This is a genomic window from Sphingomonas daechungensis (assembly GCF_014489495.1).
GTDB lineage: Bacteria > Pseudomonadota > Alphaproteobacteria > Sphingomonadales > Sphingomonadaceae > Sphingomicrobium > Sphingomicrobium daechungense.
Window position 1 is genome coordinate 996,856 of the sequence record NZ_CP060780.1, and the last position, 14,869, is coordinate 1,011,724.

17 protein-coding genes, 1 tRNA gene and 6 pseudogenes are annotated in these 14,869 nt (G+C 64.2%); 18 read left to right on the forward strand and 6 right to left on the reverse strand.

Going from position 1 to position 14,869, the window contains the following annotated elements; all coding sequences use genetic code 11:
- Window positions 1-7 precede the first annotated feature (7 nt).
- The 4 genes from coxB (at window position 8) to H9L15_RS05280 (ending at window position 4,442) form a co-directional block, all read left to right on the forward strand.
- Window positions 8-1,090: a cytochrome c oxidase subunit II gene (coxB, locus tag H9L15_RS05265; RefSeq protein WP_187715426.1), complete on the forward strand. Its 1,083-nt coding sequence runs from the start codon at window positions 8-10 to the stop codon at window positions 1,088-1,090.
- Window positions 1,091-1,108: 18 nt separating this feature from the next.
- Window positions 1,109-2,773, forward strand: a complete 1,665-nt coding sequence (ctaD, locus tag H9L15_RS05270; RefSeq protein ID WP_187715427.1) for a cytochrome c oxidase subunit I — start codon at window positions 1,109-1,111, stop codon at window positions 2,771-2,773.
- A gap of 680 nt (window positions 2,774-3,453) precedes the next feature.
- Entirely contained in the window at window positions 3,454-3,627 is a 174-nt protein-coding gene (locus tag H9L15_RS05275) for a hypothetical protein (protein WP_187715428.1), read from the forward strand.
- Complete coding sequence (locus tag H9L15_RS05280) at window positions 3,618-4,442, forward strand: L,D-transpeptidase family protein (protein WP_187715429.1); 825 nt, start codon at window positions 3,618-3,620, stop codon at window positions 4,440-4,442. The genes H9L15_RS05275 and H9L15_RS05280 overlap by 10 nt, the downstream gene beginning before the upstream one ends.
- Here H9L15_RS05280 and H9L15_RS19390 read toward each other — a convergent pair.
- Window positions 4,435-4,623 (reverse strand): peptidylprolyl isomerase, encoded by a 189-nt coding sequence (locus tag H9L15_RS19390; RefSeq protein ID WP_317617634.1) that lies wholly within the window; start codon window positions 4,621-4,623, stop codon window positions 4,435-4,437. The two genes, H9L15_RS05280 and H9L15_RS19390, sit on opposite strands and share 8 nt — an antisense overlap.
- Between H9L15_RS19390 and H9L15_RS19395 the strand changes: the two genes are divergently transcribed.
- On the forward strand, window positions 4,570-4,752 hold the full coding sequence (locus tag H9L15_RS19395; protein WP_317617588.1) for a hypothetical protein: 183 nt from the start codon (window positions 4,570-4,572) through the stop codon (window positions 4,750-4,752). The genes H9L15_RS19390 and H9L15_RS19395 overlap by 54 nt on opposite strands.
- Window positions 4,753-4,786: 34 nt before the next feature.
- Here H9L15_RS19395 and H9L15_RS19400 read toward each other — a convergent pair.
- Window positions 4,787-5,008, reverse strand: a pseudogene (locus H9L15_RS19400) (peptidylprolyl isomerase); the annotation flags it as partial.
- A gap of 81 nt (window positions 5,009-5,089) precedes the next feature.
- Here H9L15_RS19400 and H9L15_RS05290 point away from each other — a divergent pair.
- From H9L15_RS05290 to H9L15_RS05320, 9 genes and pseudogenes are all read left to right on the forward strand, one after another.
- The gene (locus tag H9L15_RS05290) at window positions 5,090-5,995 is read left to right on the forward strand and encodes a heme o synthase (RefSeq protein WP_187715430.1); all 906 of its coding nucleotides are present in this window, start codon (window positions 5,090-5,092) and stop codon (window positions 5,993-5,995) included.
- Window positions 5,992-6,123: a hypothetical protein gene (locus tag H9L15_RS18630; protein WP_262984921.1), complete on the forward strand. Its 132-nt coding sequence runs from the start codon at window positions 5,992-5,994 to the stop codon at window positions 6,121-6,123. Before H9L15_RS05290 ends, H9L15_RS18630 begins: the two co-directional genes overlap by 4 nt.
- Window positions 6,124-6,161: 38 nt before the next feature.
- Window positions 6,162-6,664 (forward strand): annotated as a pseudogene (locus tag H9L15_RS05295) (cytochrome c oxidase assembly protein).
- A gap of 36 nt (window positions 6,665-6,700) precedes the next feature.
- Window positions 6,701-7,548 (forward strand): annotated as a pseudogene (locus H9L15_RS05300) (cytochrome c oxidase subunit 3).
- A complete protein-coding gene (locus tag H9L15_RS05305) occupies window positions 7,536-7,901 on the forward strand; it encodes a DUF983 domain-containing protein (protein ID WP_187715431.1) in 366 nt (121 codons plus the stop codon). The pseudogene H9L15_RS05300 and the gene H9L15_RS05305 overlap by 13 nt, the downstream one beginning before the upstream one ends.
- The gene (locus H9L15_RS05310) at window positions 7,898-8,434 is read left to right on the forward strand and encodes an SURF1 family cytochrome oxidase biogenesis protein (protein WP_317617589.1); all 537 of its coding nucleotides are present in this window, start codon (window positions 7,898-7,900) and stop codon (window positions 8,432-8,434) included. The genes H9L15_RS05305 and H9L15_RS05310 overlap by 4 nt, the downstream gene beginning before the upstream one ends.
- A 58-nt stretch (window positions 8,435-8,492) precedes the next feature.
- A complete protein-coding gene (locus tag H9L15_RS18635) occupies window positions 8,493-8,690 on the forward strand; it encodes an insulinase family protein (RefSeq protein WP_262984922.1) in 198 nt (65 codons plus the stop codon).
- Window positions 8,691-8,715: 25 nt separating this feature from the next.
- On the forward strand, window positions 8,716-9,720 hold the full coding sequence (locus H9L15_RS17125) for a M16 family metallopeptidase (RefSeq protein ID WP_262984923.1): 1,005 nt from the start codon (window positions 8,716-8,718) through the stop codon (window positions 9,718-9,720).
- A pseudogene (locus tag H9L15_RS05320) lies at window positions 9,720-10,576 on the forward strand (class I SAM-dependent methyltransferase). The gene H9L15_RS17125 and the pseudogene H9L15_RS05320 overlap by 1 nt, the downstream one beginning before the upstream one ends.
- 26 nt (window positions 10,577-10,602) lie before the next feature.
- Here the strand turns inward: H9L15_RS05320 and H9L15_RS05325 are convergent.
- From H9L15_RS05325 to H9L15_RS05335, 4 genes and pseudogenes are all read right to left on the reverse strand, one after another.
- Window positions 10,603-11,241, reverse strand: a complete 639-nt coding sequence (locus H9L15_RS05325; protein WP_187715432.1) for a heme exporter protein CcmB — start codon at window positions 11,239-11,241, stop codon at window positions 10,603-10,605.
- Between the two features lie 187 nt (window positions 11,242-11,428).
- A pseudogene (locus tag H9L15_RS19405) lies at window positions 11,429-11,503 on the reverse strand (heme ABC exporter ATP-binding protein CcmA); the annotation flags it as partial.
- A 146-nt stretch (window positions 11,504-11,649) separates the two neighbouring features.
- A pseudogene (locus H9L15_RS19410) lies at window positions 11,650-11,754 on the reverse strand (ATP-binding cassette domain-containing protein); the annotation flags it as partial.
- 28 nt (window positions 11,755-11,782) lie between these two features.
- The gene (locus tag H9L15_RS05335; protein ID WP_317617590.1) at window positions 11,783-12,079 is read right to left on the reverse strand and encodes a metallopeptidase family protein; all 297 of its coding nucleotides are present in this window, start codon (window positions 12,077-12,079) and stop codon (window positions 11,783-11,785) included.
- Between the two features lie 188 nt (window positions 12,080-12,267).
- Between H9L15_RS05335 and H9L15_RS05340 the strand changes: the two genes are divergently transcribed.
- The 4 genes from H9L15_RS05340 (at window position 12,268) to H9L15_RS05355 (ending at window position 14,794) form a co-directional block, all read left to right on the forward strand.
- Window positions 12,268-12,358: transfer RNA gene (locus H9L15_RS05340), tRNA-Ser, on the forward strand.
- Window positions 12,359-12,507: 149 nt separating this feature from the next.
- On the forward strand, window positions 12,508-13,680 hold the full coding sequence (locus tag H9L15_RS05345; protein ID WP_187715433.1) for a tyrosine-type recombinase/integrase: 1,173 nt from the start codon (window positions 12,508-12,510) through the stop codon (window positions 13,678-13,680).
- Window positions 13,681-13,957: 277 nt separating this feature from the next.
- Entirely contained in the window at window positions 13,958-14,131 is a 174-nt protein-coding gene (locus tag H9L15_RS05350) for a helix-turn-helix domain-containing protein (protein ID WP_187715434.1), read from the forward strand.
- Between the two features lie 423 nt (window positions 14,132-14,554).
- Complete coding sequence (locus H9L15_RS05355) at window positions 14,555-14,794, forward strand: hypothetical protein (RefSeq protein WP_187715435.1); 240 nt, start codon at window positions 14,555-14,557, stop codon at window positions 14,792-14,794.
- Window positions 14,795-14,869 lie beyond the last annotated feature (75 nt).

Consider the following 14,869-nt stretch of genomic DNA (forward strand, 5'->3'; position numbering starts at 1 on the left):
GGTGAAAATGAAACTGATTGCATGGGCGATTGCCCTGGCAGCCGCCGGACTAACACCTGCAGCGGCCCAAAGCCCGCAAGCGGCCCAGCCGCAGGCCGCAACCGCTGCGGAAGCGGCGGCCCAGCCGACCGTTGCGAATGCGCCTGGCGGCTCGACGGCCCCCGCCAATCCCGAGGCTGTGGCGATGACCGCGACGGGCCCGGGCCATGCGGCCCCGACCGAGGTCGGCGTTCCGCGGAAATCCGGCATCGGCATCCAGGAGCAGGTGACCGACATCGGCCACTATGCCGCGAACTTTCACAACAACTGGCTGCTGCTTCTTTGCGTGGTGATCAGCCTCTTTGTCCTTGGCCTGCTCTGTCTCGCCCTGGTGAAGTTCCGCCGTGGCGCGAACCCGACCCCCTCGCGCACCTCGCACAACACCGTGCTCGAGGTGGTATGGACGCTGGTTCCCGTCCTCATCCTCGTCGCCATCGCCATCCCGTCGATGCGTCTTCTCAGCAAGCAATACAACCCGCCGCCCGCCGACCTCACCGTGAAGGTCGTCGGCAACCAGTGGTTCTGGACCTATTCCTATCCGGACAACGGCGGGTTCGAGATCGTTTCGAACCAGTTGAAGGAGCAGAAGGACGTCAAGCCGGGCGACCGCTATCGCACCGACAAGGACGGTCCGCCGATGCTCGCGGTCGATGAGCGGATGGTCATTCCGGCCGGCAAGGTCGTGAAGTTCCTGGTCACCTCGAACGACGTGATCCACGCCTTCTGGGTCCCGGCCTTCTGGAGCAAGATCGACGCCAACCCCGGCCAGGTGAACCAGATGTGGGTCAAGGTCGATCGTCCGGGCGTCTATTTCGGCCAGTGCACCGAGCTGTGCGGCGCGCGTCACGGCTACATGCCGACCGCGGTCGAAGTGGTTCCGCCGGAACAGTTCGCCGCCTGGGTCGCTTCCAAGGGCGGCACCATGCCCGGCGCGAAGCCGGCCGCAGCGCCCGCCGCCGCTCCGGCGGCGACGCCGGCCGCGGCCTCCGCCGAAGCGCAACCGGCTGCGCCGCAGCCCGCCACCAACCAGGCCGCGACGGCCCAGAATTAAGAGCGGAAGCAAAGTATTATGGCCACTACCGCACTGAAGGCTCACGAAGCGCACGACGCTCATCATGATGCCGATCACAAGCCGAGCTTCTTCGTCCGCTGGTTCATGTCGACGAACCACAAGGACATCGGCACGCTCTATCTCATCTTCGCGATCGTCGCGGGAATCATCGGCGGCAGCATCTCGGGCATCATGCGCATGGAGCTGATGCACCCGGGCATTCAGTATCTGAATCACGCCTGGCCGATCGGCGCCGGCACCGCATCGGGAATCGACGAGCAGCTTCACCACTGGAACGTGCTGATCACCGCGCACGGCCTGATCATGGTCTTCTTCATGGTCATGCCGGCGATGATCGGCGGCTTTGGCAACTGGTTCGTGCCGTTGATGATCGGCGCGCCGGACATGGCGTTCCCGCGCATGAACAACATCAGCTTCTGGCTGCTGGTCCCCGCCTTCCTTCTGCTGCTCGGCTCGACCTTCGTCACCGGCGGCACCGGCCTCGGCGCCGGCACCGGTTGGACGGTCTATGCACCGCTATCGACCAGCGGGTCCGCGGGACCTGCCGTCGACATGGCGATCTTTTCGCTCCACCTCGCGGGCGCCAGCTCGATCCTGGGCGCGATCAACTTCATCACGACCATCTTCAACATGCGTGCGCCGGGCATGACCCTGCACAAAATGCCCCTGTTCGTGTGGTCGATCCTGGTCACCGTCTTCCTGCTTCTGCTGGCGTTGCCGGTGCTTGCAGGTGCGATCACCATGCTGCTGACCGACCGCAACTTCGGCACCAGCTTCTTCGACCCGGCTGGCGGCGGTAACCCCGTCCTCTACCAGCACCTGTTCTGGTTCTTCGGCCACCCCGAAGTGTACATCATGATCTTGCCGGGCTTCGGCATGGTCAGCCAGATTGTCGCAACGTTCAGCCGCAAGCCGGTGTTCGGCTATCTCGGCATGGCCTACGCAATGGTCGCCATCGGCGTGGTCGGCTTCGTCGTGTGGGCGCACCACATGTTCACGGTTGGCCTGACCATGGAAACGAAGATGTACTTCACCGCCGCGACGATGATCATCGCGGTCCCGACCGGCGTGAAGATCTTCAGCTGGATCGCCACCATGTGGGGCGGCTCGATCACCTTCGAGACGCCGATGCTGTGGGCGATCGGCTTCATCTTCCTGTTCACGGTCGGCGGCGTCACCGGCGTCGTCCTCGCGAACGGCGGCGTCGATAACTACATGCACGACACCTACTATGTGGTTGCGCACTTCCACTACGTGCTCAGCCTCGGCGCGGTGTTCGCGATCTTCGCCGGCTTCTACTATTGGTTCCCGAAGATGAGCGGGAAGATGTACAACGAGCTGCTCGGCAAGCTGCACTTCTTCATCATGTTCATCGGCGTGAACATGATCTTCTTCCCGCAGCACTTCCTCGGCCTCGACGGCATGCCGCGCCGTATCCCGGACTACACGCCGGCCTTCGAGCATTGGAACACGATCTCGACCTACGGCTACATGGTCACGATCGCTGCGATGGGGATCTTCTTCGTCAACCTGATCTGGTCGCTCGCGGCCGGAAAGAAGGCGCCGGACAACCCCTGGGGCGAAGGCGCGACGACGCTGGAATGGACGCTGTCCAGCCCACCGCCGTTCCACCAGTTCTCGACGCTGCCGAAGATCAGCTAGGCGGATCGAGCCGGAAAAGAGAAAGGCCCCGGGAGACCGGGGCCTTTTGCTTTTACGAACCCAAAGCAGACATTAAGCCTTGTTTAGAGTGCCGAAACTATCCAGCGGTAGCGTTCTTGGTATGAAGCGTCCCATTCTCATCGTAAGCGCATTAGTTGCTCTCGGGGCTGCGGTCATTCACCTCGCTGTGCCACCAATGATGCCCAAGGTCTTGTTCAGGCGCTCAAACCGAGAGAGCAGTACAGGTCGATGCTCACGATGGCCGTTGAACGGACGCAAACGGTTAGCATGGCAGCGGCACGGGATGGCTCCAGAGGGCGAGAAAAGCTTGCGCAGGCCATTGATGGGGCCGTTGAACGGCACGGGACGCAGTGGGAGCAAAACCTCGTTGCAAGCTGGCAAACGTTAAGCGCCGCAGAAATACAACAAGTATGCACTGCATTGGAAGAACGTGACCAAGACACCTTCATGCGGTTCGCAGAACGAGTCGGCCCTGAGGTGAAATCGCGGAACGAACCGGTAATGCAACGTGCGGCAGTCGAGGTTCTAGACGCCGTTTGGTGAGCGCGTGGTCGAATGTCCGCTTTCCACCTATTCCTGCCGCTAGACCAGCGCAGCCATCGCCTGAACTAGGGAATTTCCCGAATGGAATTGCGCCCGTCAGCAAGGTTGATGGCTGGATGAGATTCTTCCGTACTGCCGCCATCGCTGTCGCCGCGTCGTGCCTCGCCCTTCCCGCGTCCGCGCAGCAGGTTGCACGGCAGGATCGGCCGATCCTGGAAGTCGCTGCGCAGCTGAAGAACGGCGAATATGTCTGGGCGCCGGAGCTGAGCCCGTCCGGGGCATGCTGCTAGTGGTCAACCTCGCTTCCCAACGCGCGATCCTGTTCCGCAACGGCGTGCCGATCGCGGCGTCGACGGTCTCCAGTGGAAAACCGGGCTACGAAACTCCGCTCGGCGTCTTCACCATCCTGCAGAAGATCAAGACGCACTTTTCTTCGACCTACAACAATGCGCCGATGCCCAACATGCAGCGGCTGACCTGGAAGGGCATTGCGCTGCATGCCGGGAATTTGCCCGGCTATCCGGCCTCGCATGGCTGCATTCGCCTTCCGGCTGGGTTTTCGGCTTTGCTGTTCGGGGCGACCGAACTCGGAATGACCGTGGTGATCACGAGTGTGCCGACCGCTCCGACGGGATCGGACGCTCCCTCTCTCGCGTCGACCGCTGCGCCCGGACCCGACATTCCCATCGCGAGGGCGCCCTACGAATGGCACCCGGAGCGGTCGCCGGCCCATGACGACAGCATCGTCTCGGTCGTGGTCAGCATTGCCGATGGACGGGCGGTAGTGCTGCGCAACGGCATCGAGATCGGATCCGCCCCGGTGCGGGTGACCGGCGAGACGCGGCCGATGGCCTACGTCATGCGCTCGTGGGACGAGAGCGGTCAGAAATGGCTGAAGGTTCAGTTCGGCGGCGAGGGCGAGGGGATGGAGGTCGTCCCCGGCGAGGGCAAACGGTTTGAGACGCCGGTCATGTTCCGCCACGACGTGATGTCCGTACTCAAACCCGGAAGCGTGATCATCGTTACCCCGGCCTCCCTGCAGTCCGGGAGCACCGGGCGCGAGCAGACCATCATCGAGGAAGAAGAGGCGAAGCCGGCTAGTTAGCCAGCCGCGATGCCTTGGTGATCTTCACAACGGGCTCGAGCATCTGGCCCTTCATCACCCCTTCGCCCTTGGTCGGCGAGGTCGGCGCGGCCTGGATGGCCTTCACCACGTCCATGCCTTCGACCACATGGCCGAACGCCGCGAAGCTTGCGTCGAACGAGGGGATGTCGCTGAGCAGGATGAAGAAGTCCGCCTTGGCGGTGCCGGGGAGAAGGCAGCCATCGAAACCGTGCCGGTGACGTGCTTAATGCCGGTCTTGCTGACCGGTTCGTGCGCGATCGCGGGTAGAGCTTGCGGGCGTCGGTGGTGATCCCGCCCTGGACGATGCCGCCACCGTCGGTGAACTTCATCGACCGGTAGAAGCTCTCACCGTTGAAACGCCCGGCATCGACGTAACGGAGGAAGTTGTCGGTGGTGACCGGTGCATGGCCGCGGTCGAGCGCGAGGACGATGCGTCCGGCGCTGGTGTCGAGGGCGACCTTGACGATGTCGGTAGCGGCGGAGGGGACGCGGGCGCCTGGGCGGCGGCCGGGGCGACGAGCAACAGGCTCAATGCAAAGGCGAATCGGGTCAGCATGGTCCTAGGGTAGCGGGCCGCGCAGAGGGTTCCAGTCCACGCGTTCCCTCATTATAGCCCCAGCCGAGTCATGACCCCCACCATTGCGCAACCTGCCCTGCCCGCCGACTGGCGCGATCTCGTCGCGCTGACCAAGCCGCGCGTGATGAGCCTGGTGGTGTTCACCGGGCTGTGCGGCTTGCTGGCAGCGCCGGAGATGCTTCCACCGGTGCTCGGCTTCACCGCGATCCTGTGCATCGCCCTCGGCGCCGGAGCGGCCGGGGCGCTCAACCAATGGTATGAGGCAGATCTCGACGCGAAGATGCGGCGGACCGCCAATCGCCCGCTTCCGGCGCAGCGGATGGACCGGCAGACGGCGCTTCACTTCGGTGTCGGGCTGTCGGCTTTCTCGGTCGTCCTGATGGACCTTGCGACCAATCATTTGGCGGCGCTGCTGCTAGCGATTTCGATTCTCTTCTATGTCCTGGTCTATACCGTCTGGCTGAAGCGGCGAACGGCGCAGAACATCGTCATCGGCGGAGCCGCCGGCGCCTTTCCGCCGCTGATCGGCTGGGTTGCCGCGACCGGGCAGATCGACCTGCTGCCCGCTCTGCTGTTCGCGATCATCTTCTTGTGGACGCCGCCGCACTTCTGGGCGTTGTCGCTGTTCGTCCGTTCCGATTACGCAGCTGCGAACGTGCCGATGCTACCGGTCGTAGCGGGCATTCAGAACACGCGCCTGCAGATCCTGCTCTACAGCCTGACCGTGGCAGGCGCCGCTGTCGCGCCCTGGGCGCTTGGCCTGACAGGCACGCTCTACGGCGTCGCCGCCGTCGTGCTCAGCGCGGTCTTCCTCGTGCTGGCGGTCGCAGTGTTCGCGAACAAGGCGGATACGCCGGCAGGCATGAAGCCAGAGCGCCGGCTGTTCGCTTATTCGATCCTCTATCTCTTCGCCTTGTTCACCGCCGTGGTGGTGGACCGCTGGGTGGCTGCATGAACCCGCATCCCGAAGACGAACTGCTCCGTCGCCAGCGCGAGCGGGCTCGGCTCATGGCCTGGCTGCTGGGCGCCTTCGTCATCCTGCTGTTCCTGATCACCGTGGCCAAGATCGGCCTGAACAAGTGACGGCCGTCGCTAGCAAGAACGGGCGCACGGCTGCGATCATGGCCTTCGCCGCGCTGGCGATGCTCGCGCTCGCCTTCGCATCGGTGCCGCTCTACCGCGCCTTCTGCCAGCTGACCGGCTTTGACGGGACCCCGCTCCGTGCCGAAAAGGCGCCGGGAGCGGTGGCCGGCCAGATTGGCGTCCGCTTCGATGCCAATATCAACCAGGACCTGCCGTGGAAGTTCGAACCGGTGCAGGAGACGGTGCGCGTCGCCCCGGGGCGCGGACGCAGATCCTCTATCGCGCCACCAACCTGACCGCGCGGACGACGACGGGCCAAGCGGTGTTCAACGTCACGCCGGAAATTGCGGGGCCTTATTTCTCCAAGATCGAATGCTTCTGCTTCTCCGAACAAACGCTGAAGCCCGGCCAGTCGGTCGACATGCCGGTCGTCTTCTTCGTCGATCCGAAGATCCTCGACGACCCCGACACCAGGAACATCGACGAGATCACGCTCAGCTACACATTTTACCCGGTGGAAAAGCCGGAAACGTCCCGCTAGAGCCGCAAGCAAAGAACACGAGGGGAAGCCCGCGCAATGGCCGCAAGCAAGAATCACGATTACCATCTGGTCGATCCCGATCCATGGCCGCTGATCGGCTCATTCTCGGCGCTCGCTCTGTTCGGCGGGCTGGTGATGTGGATGCACGACAATCCGTACGGCTCCACCGTCGGCTTCCTCGGCCTCGCTGGCGTCCTGGTCACCATGTACAGCTGGTGGTCCAACACCATCCGCGAAGCACACCAGGGCTACCACACGCCGGTCGTGCAGCTTCACCTGCGTTACGGAATGATCCTGTTCATCGCCTCCGAGGTGATGTTCTTCCTCGCCTGGTTCTGGGCCTATTTCGACGCGTCGCTGTTCCCGTCGACCGCGGAAGTGATTGGCGGCCAGTGGCCCCGAAGGGCCAGGAAGTGCTCGACCCGTTCGGCTTCCCGCTACTCAACACCCTGATCCTGCTTTGCTCAGGCACGACGGTGACCTGGGCGCACCATTCGCTGATCCACGGCGATCGCGAAGGGCTGAAGCTCGGTCTGCTCCTGACGGTTCTGCTCGGCATCCTGTTCAGCGGGATCCAGGCCTACGAGTACATGCACGCTCCGTTCGCGTTCAAGCTTGCCAACGGCGGCACGATCTACGGTTCGACCTTCTTCATGGCGACCGGTTTCCACGGCTTCCACGTGATCGTCGGTACCATCTTCCTCACGATCTGCCTGATCCGCGCCTACAAGGGCGATTTCACGCCCAAGCAGCACTTCGGCTTCGAAGCGGCGGCTTGGTACTGGCACTTCGTCGACGTCGTGTGGCTGTTCCTGTTCGTGTCGATCTACGTATGGGGCGGCTGGGGCGCGCCGCACGCGGGTGACCGGACATGGGCGAGGTGAATCCACCATCGCCACTGGCCAACACCCTCAAGGGAACCTGCCCGCGCTGCGGGCAGGGACGGTTGTACAAGGGGCCGGTTCAATTCGCGGCCACCTGCCGGGATTGCGGCCTCGATTTCGACAGCTTCAACGTGGGCGACGGGCCCGCCGCGTTCCTGATCCTGATCGTCGGCGCGATCTTGACGGTTTGCGCCGTCGTCTTCGACCTCAAGGTCTCGCCGCCCTGGTACGTTCACCTGGTCTGGATTCCGGTCGGCCTCGCTTTGACGGTCGGCGGCCTGCGCCTCGCCAAGTCCTGGCTGATCGCACAGGAATACCGCCATCGCGCCCGCGAAGGTAAGATCGTGTCATGACCCGGAGAATTCCCCTAATCCCGACCCTCATCGTCGCCGCTGCGGTGGCCGTGATGATCGGCCTTGGCGTTTGGCAGCTTCAGCGCGCCAAGTGGAAGGAAGGCCTGCTCAATCAATATGCGGAAGCGGAGAAGCTGCCGCCGATCGCCTTCCCGACCTTGCCGATGAAGGACGCGCAGCTGCCGCTGTTCCGGCACGCCACGGGGATCTGCCTTCGCCCTACGGGCAAGCGCACAGTGCCCGGCGAAGGGGCGACATCCCGCGAGCCCGGCTTCGTCCACATCGTAGACTGCGCAACGGGCGCCGAAGGTCCGGGGATGAGCGTCGCAGTGGGCTGGTCGAAGGATCCCAACGCGGCGGTGAATTGGAGCGGCGGCCCGGTCAGCGGGATCATCGCGCCGGACAATGTGACGAGGCTGCGGCTGGTCGCCGCGACGGCCCGCCTGGGCTGGAAGCCGTTGCCCCACCGTCGCTCGCGTCGATCTCGAACAATCACCGGTCCTACGCCATTCAGTGGTTCGCTTTCGCGCTGATCGCGACGATCATCTATGCGCTGGCGCTCCGGTCGCGCTGGAAGAAGGAGCCGCAGGTTTGAGCGCGGCGATGCATCGGCTTGCCAATGGCCTGACCGTTGCGGTCGATCCGATCGCAGGGGCGGAGAGCGTGGCCTTGGGCGTCTACGCGATGGTCGGGTCGCGGTCGGAGCCGGAGAATTGCTCCGGCCTCGCGCACCTTGTCGAGCACATGGTGTTCAAGGGGCGGGGGCAGGAACACACGCGAACTCGCTGAGGCGATCGAGGATGTCGGCGGCTACATGAACGCCTGGACCTCGCGCGACCAGACGACGTTCCACGGCCGCGTGCTGGCTCGGGACACCGCGCTTCTGGCCGAACTGCTCGCCGACCTGATCCGCGCTCCGCACATGAGCGACGAGCATGTCGAGCGCGAGAAGGACGTGATCCTGTCCGAGCTCGGCGAGACGATCGATTCGCCTGAAGACCTGGTCAACGACCATCTGTTCGAGGCGGCGTTCATGAACCAGCCGCTCGGCCGATCCATCCTCGGCCGTGAGGAAAGCCTGGAGCGGATCGGGCGCGAGGATTGCGTCGCGTGGATGACCGGCGAGCTCGTGCCCTCACGCCTGATCTTGTCGGCCAGCGGGAAGGTCGACCCTGACGAGGTCCTGAAGCTCGCCGAGCGGCTGTTCGGCGACATGGCCGACAAGGCAGGCACGCCAATCGGAAGCGCGGAGTTCACCGGCGGTCTCCGCAACGACCGGCGAGAATTCGAGCAGGCGCACTGGTGCCTCGGCTTGCCAGGCCTCGCCGCCTCGGACCCGCGGATGCCGGCGCTCGCCGTCTTCGTACAAGCGCTTGGCGGCGGGACATCCTCGCGGCTGTTCCAGGAATTGCGGGAAGAGCGCGGACTCGCTTACTCGATCGGCGCCTGGAACCAGGCGTTCGCCGACACGGGCGTCGTCGCCATCGGTTGCGCCGCTGACCGCAACCGGGCCGTGGAATCGATGAACTCGGCGCGGGAGGTGCTCGCCGACACGATCGAAACATTGACCCATGTTGAGGTCCGTCGGGCGCAGGCCCAGATGGAAGCGGGCGTCCTGATGGCACTCGAAACGCCACAAGGTCGCGCCGACCAGATGGCGCGTTCGATCGAGGTATTCGGCCGCATTCTGACGCTCGACGAACTGCTGGCCGATTTGCGCAACGTCGACATCGGTGCGGCCAGGGCAGCCGGCGCAGCGCTCGTCGACGGGCGGACTGCAATCGCCTCGGTTGGAGCGCGCCTCGCGGCGGTTGCCTGATGCAACTCGAGACTTTGGTTGCCGAACCATGGCCGGATTGGGGCCTGATCGACAGCGGCAACGGACAGAAACTGGAGCGCTACGGACGCATCACGGTTGTTCGCCCGGAGCCGCAGGCGATGTGGCAGCCGGCAAGCGAGCAGTGGGACCCTGACGCGACCTTTGTCCCAGGTTCCGACGAGGACGGCGGCGGGCGCTGGGTCCAGCACCGGCCGGTTCCGGTGCAATGGGAGCTGTCGCGGGCCCGGTCCGATTCAATGCCTCCCTGACACCGTTCCGGCACCTCGGCTTCTTCCCCGACATGGCGCCGCAGTGGGACTGGATGCGCGAGCGATCCAGCGATGCCGATATCCTGAACCTGTTCGGCTACACCGGTGTCGGCTCGCTGATCCTCAGCGAAGCGGGCGGGCGACTGGTCCACGTCGATGCGTCGAAAAAGTCGGTCGAAGGCGGCAAGGCCAATGCGGTGCTGTCGGGCCTCGCCGACCGGCCGATCCGCTGGATGGTCGATGACGCCAGCAAGTTCACCGCTCGCGAGGTCCGGCGAGAGCGCCGCTACGACGGAATCCTGCTCGATCCGCCCAAGTTCGGGCGTGGTCCGACCGGTGAGGTCTGGCGGCTGGAGGAGAATCTTGCTCCGCTGCTCAGCGACTGCCGAAAGCTGCTCGATGAGAACAGCCGTTACCTGGTGCTGACCGTTTACGCGGTGCGGATGTCCGCCCTCGCGATCGGCGAGCTAGTCAGGCAGACGTTTGGCGATCTCGGCGGAACGGTCGAGGCCGGCGAGATGTCGGTGCGGGAAGAGGCGCGCGGCTTGCTCCTGCCGACGGCGATCTTCGCGAGGTGGTCGCGCTAAGGGTGCCCTAAGAGTTGATGGGGTCCCTAGGTTCGCGACGCGCGGATCGCGCCGCCGATGACGAACGGGGCGGCGGCAACCAGCAGCAGCGATACGGCGGCTTCCAGCAATAGCGCCCCGGACTGATCATCGCCCGACGCGCCAGCGCCGAAGATCAGCAACGGCACGGCCAGCGGCAGCAGCAGGATGCCGGCTAAGGCTCCGGCCCTCGGCAATCCCGCGGTCAACGCAGCGACCATCACCGCCAGCGCCGCCAGTGCGGGCGTGCCTATGGCAAGGGCGATCATCGTCCGCCCGAGCGCCTGCGGCGCGATGCCGAGGATGAACGAGCTTGGCAGCGCCGCCAGAAGCAGCAGAGGCCCGAACGTCAGCCAATGCGCGCCGACCTTCGCCGCGCCGACCGCCTCCTCCGAAACACCGCGAATGGTGAGCTGGTCGAGAACGCCGTTGGCTCGATCAGGCTCGACGAGCCGCTCGATGGGGAGGAGCGCCGCTGTTAGAGCCGCGATCCACAAGCCGCCGGAAGCGATCCGCTCCAGTAGCCGCGGGTCCGGACCGACTGCGAATGGCACGAGCGTCGCAACCACCAGGAAGAAGCCGACCGGAAGCCAGGCCGCGCCACCGATCGCGCGGCGCACGTCCCGTGCAATGAGGGCACCGATCACGCGCCAAGCTCCAGCTTCGCCCAGCTGCCGCCGAGTGCGCCGTGGGAGGCGGCAAGGACTCCGCCGCCCGCGCGAGGTGCGTTTCGACCAGAGCTTCCAGCCGCGAAACGGCGTCGCTGTCGAGGCCGTTGAGCGGTTCGTCGAGCAGCCACAACGGCGCCGGGGAGGCAGCGACCCGGGCGAGCGTCGCTCGTTTCGCCTGGCCCGTGGACAGAAGGCGGACAGGCACGTCGGCAAGATGCGCCAAGCCGAGCAAGTCCATCGCTCTGCCAGTGTCACCGCCCAGAATTGCAGCGCACGTCGCAATGGGAGTTCGCGGTCCAGGGCCAGAGCATCGTCGGCGAGCGTCAATTCGGCGCGCTCGATGCTTCCCTGCTCCTGCTGCAACAGGCCCGCCGCAAGCCGGATCAGGCTGGACTTCCCGCACCCGTTCGGCCCCGTCAGGTGAAGCGCCTCGCCGGGCGCAATGGCTAGATCGAGAGCTTCGAACAGGATTCGGCCGCCCGCCGGCAGGTGACGCCCCTAAAGCGGAGCAAAGGCTTCACTGAACCGCTTCCTCGAGCGCGTGCATGTCCTCGTCCGACAGGCCGAAATGGTGGCCGACCTCGTGGACCAGCACATGAGCGATCAGATGTTCGAGGCTGTCCTCACCCGCCGCCCACTCGTCGATGATCGGCCGCCGAAACAGCCGGACCCGATCGGGCAGAGTGCCGGAATGCTCGACGCTCCTCTCGGTGAGCGGGATGCCTTCGTAGATTCCGGTCAGGTCGAACGGGTCCTCGATGCCCATCGCATCAAGCGTTTCGTCATCGGCGAAATCCTCGACCGACAGGACCACGTCGCCAAGATGCCCGCGAACGGTTCCGGAAGCGCTTGCATCGCCCGTCGCGCGATAGCCTCCATCTCATCGGCTGAGGGCGGATTTCCGAAGCGCCGCATCGACGCGGCATAGGGGCTTGGGCCGCTCGCCCGCAAGGTTGCCGACGCGCGCTTCCTTGCCTAGATGGGCGCCTTCCAGCGATTTGCGGAGCGGTGGCCGAGTGGTCGAAGGCGCTCGCCTGGAAAGTGAGTATACGGCAAAACCGTATCGAGGGTTCGAATCCCTCCCGCTCCGCCACTTGCTTGTCCGCCGATGTTCGCGGACATGAAAACAATCAAGATTTATCAAGTTGAACGCCGGTTGCAGGGTACGCCAGCGTCCATTGACAGTTGTGCACATCCGACTCAAAGTGTGGGGAGAGACGTTGGGACGATGGGATCTTGGCAATGGGAAAGCTCAATCCTGCGCAAGTGCGGAACCTGACTGCGCCGGGTCGATACATGGACGGCGACGGGCTGATGCTGGAGGTGAAGCCGAGCGGCTCCAAGAGTTGGGTCGTTCGGCTCCAGGCAGGCGGAAGGCGGCGAGACTATGGGCTGGGCTCGCTCAAGGACATCGGCCTGTCCGACGCCCGCGACCTCGCGCGGGACTACAGGAGGAAGCTTCGCTTGGGCTTGGACCCGATCGCAGCGCGTTGCACTGTTAGCATTACTCCGACCTTCGCGGAGGCAGCCGCGACCGTGCACGAGGAACACAAGCGCGGCTGGCGCAACGGCAAGCATGGTGCGCAGTGGCTCTCCACGCTGAAGACTTACGCGTTCCCAGCGATCGGCAAGCTGGCGGTTGATGCGGTAAGCACCGGCCAAGTGCGGGACCTGCTTGCAGACATCTGGCTCACCAAGCCGGAGACAGCGCGGCGAGTGCGGCAGCGCATCGGAACCGTGATGGACTACGCGCACGGCAAAGGCTGGCGGGACCCCTTCGTGATGTCAGCCGTAAGCAAGGCGCTCCCTAAGCAGCCTCGCAAGTCCGGCCGCTTCGAAGCTTTGCCCTATGCGGACGTGCCAGCTTTCGTCGCCAAGCTGCGCGAGCGGGCGAGCGTTGGGCGGCTGGCTCTCGAAGCCTTGATCCTGGCTGCAGCACGCTCCGGCGAAATAAGGTTAGCTCGTTGGAGCGAGATTGACATGGACAAGGCGACGTGGACGGTTCCGGCCGAGCGCATGAAGGCGGGCAAGACGCACATCGTGCCATTGTCAGATGCAGCGCTGAGCGTATTCAAGCGCGCAGCTGAGTTCCGCACGGGAGGCTCAGACCTTGTGTTCCCCGGCATGAAACGGGGTCGGCCGCTGAGCGACATGACGCTGTTGAAGATCCTTCGCGACATGAAGGTGGACGCAACCGTGCACGGCTTCCGCTCATCCTTCCGTGACTGGTGTGCAGAGGAAACAAGCTTTTCCGGAGAGGTTGCTGAGGCAGCGCTGGCGCATGCAATCCCCAACAAGGTCGAAGCCGCCTATCGGCGAACGGACTTCTTCGAAAAGCGCCGGAAGTTGATGGATAGCTGGGCCGCGTTCTGTTCGGCGTCGAGTGCAACTGTTGTGAAACTCATTTCAGCATGAACTAACTTCGAACATCTCGCCGAGCGAATTTGATTTGGACTTCCGCGATTCGCAGTTTCGAAGCTCACTGGTCGCAGCTTGGTCGCGGTCCCTATTATTCTGTGGATGCGTGAAGAGCAGGGAAACTTGGCGAGCCTCCCAGCGAAAGGGCCAACTGGCTCACATTCTATCCACAGCCGTGCGCCTCCGTGCTACTTATGTTCTTGTTGGAGGGTGGCTGATCGCCGTCCATCATATGTGTGCACGGGTAAGTGCAGCCGATCATGAAAGGACCAACATGGACGAACCAATCCTTCTCTCAATCGACAAGGCAGCCGAGGCGCTGAGTATCGGCCGATCAAAGACTTATGAACTTATCAGCGAAGGCCGATTGCTAACGGTCAATATCGGACGGCGCCGTCTGGTTCGAGCTGACAGCGTTCGTGCAATTGCAGGCGGGGGTGCAGCTTGATGTACGCCGGACAGAGAATGGCCTCCGAAGCGGCTGGCACCGCTCCGAAGGCCGAAGTTGTCGCCCTTGGAAAGTCGACAATGCTCCTTTGCCTGAAAAGCGAAGGTGTCGCCAGCGCGTTCTCGCACGAGGGAGGCGAACGATGAGCCGCCTTTCTCTGCGAGCCGCGATCAACGCGATGTGTCGGAGCTGCCTGTACGACCCCGGCAACGGCAACGGCGGCTGGCGAGAACAGGTCGAAGGTTGCTCGTCGAGCAACTGTCCCCTGCATTCCGTTCGCCCATTGCCCGTAAGAGCAAGAAAACCGGACGAGGACGCTCGGGACCGGTCGTTGGCACCCGTGGCAGCCAATGACGGCTTAGGGGCGCTCTCCGCCGCGATAGTTGGCCTTAACGACATCACCTCAAACGTCGGGAGGGCGGCATGAGCGCGGCGTTCGAGATCATCTATCGCGACAAGCTGTGGCGTATCGGTCTGTCCGAATATGGTGGCGAGCGGCGGCTGTCGATTTGGTCCCATTATCGGGACCGGCAGACCGGGGACTGGCTACCATGCGGCGGGAAGCGGGATGCTCCTGGCTGCATTGTTCCAGCCGATCGGATGGACGAGCTTGCCCACGCCATGAGTTTGATCGCCGAACAACTACGCTCCAGCACCGGCTGACGGCCTAGCTCCGCCGCACGGCGGCCGGGTCGGCACAGTGACCGCGCGCCCGCGTGGGCGTATCTGCGGCATGGT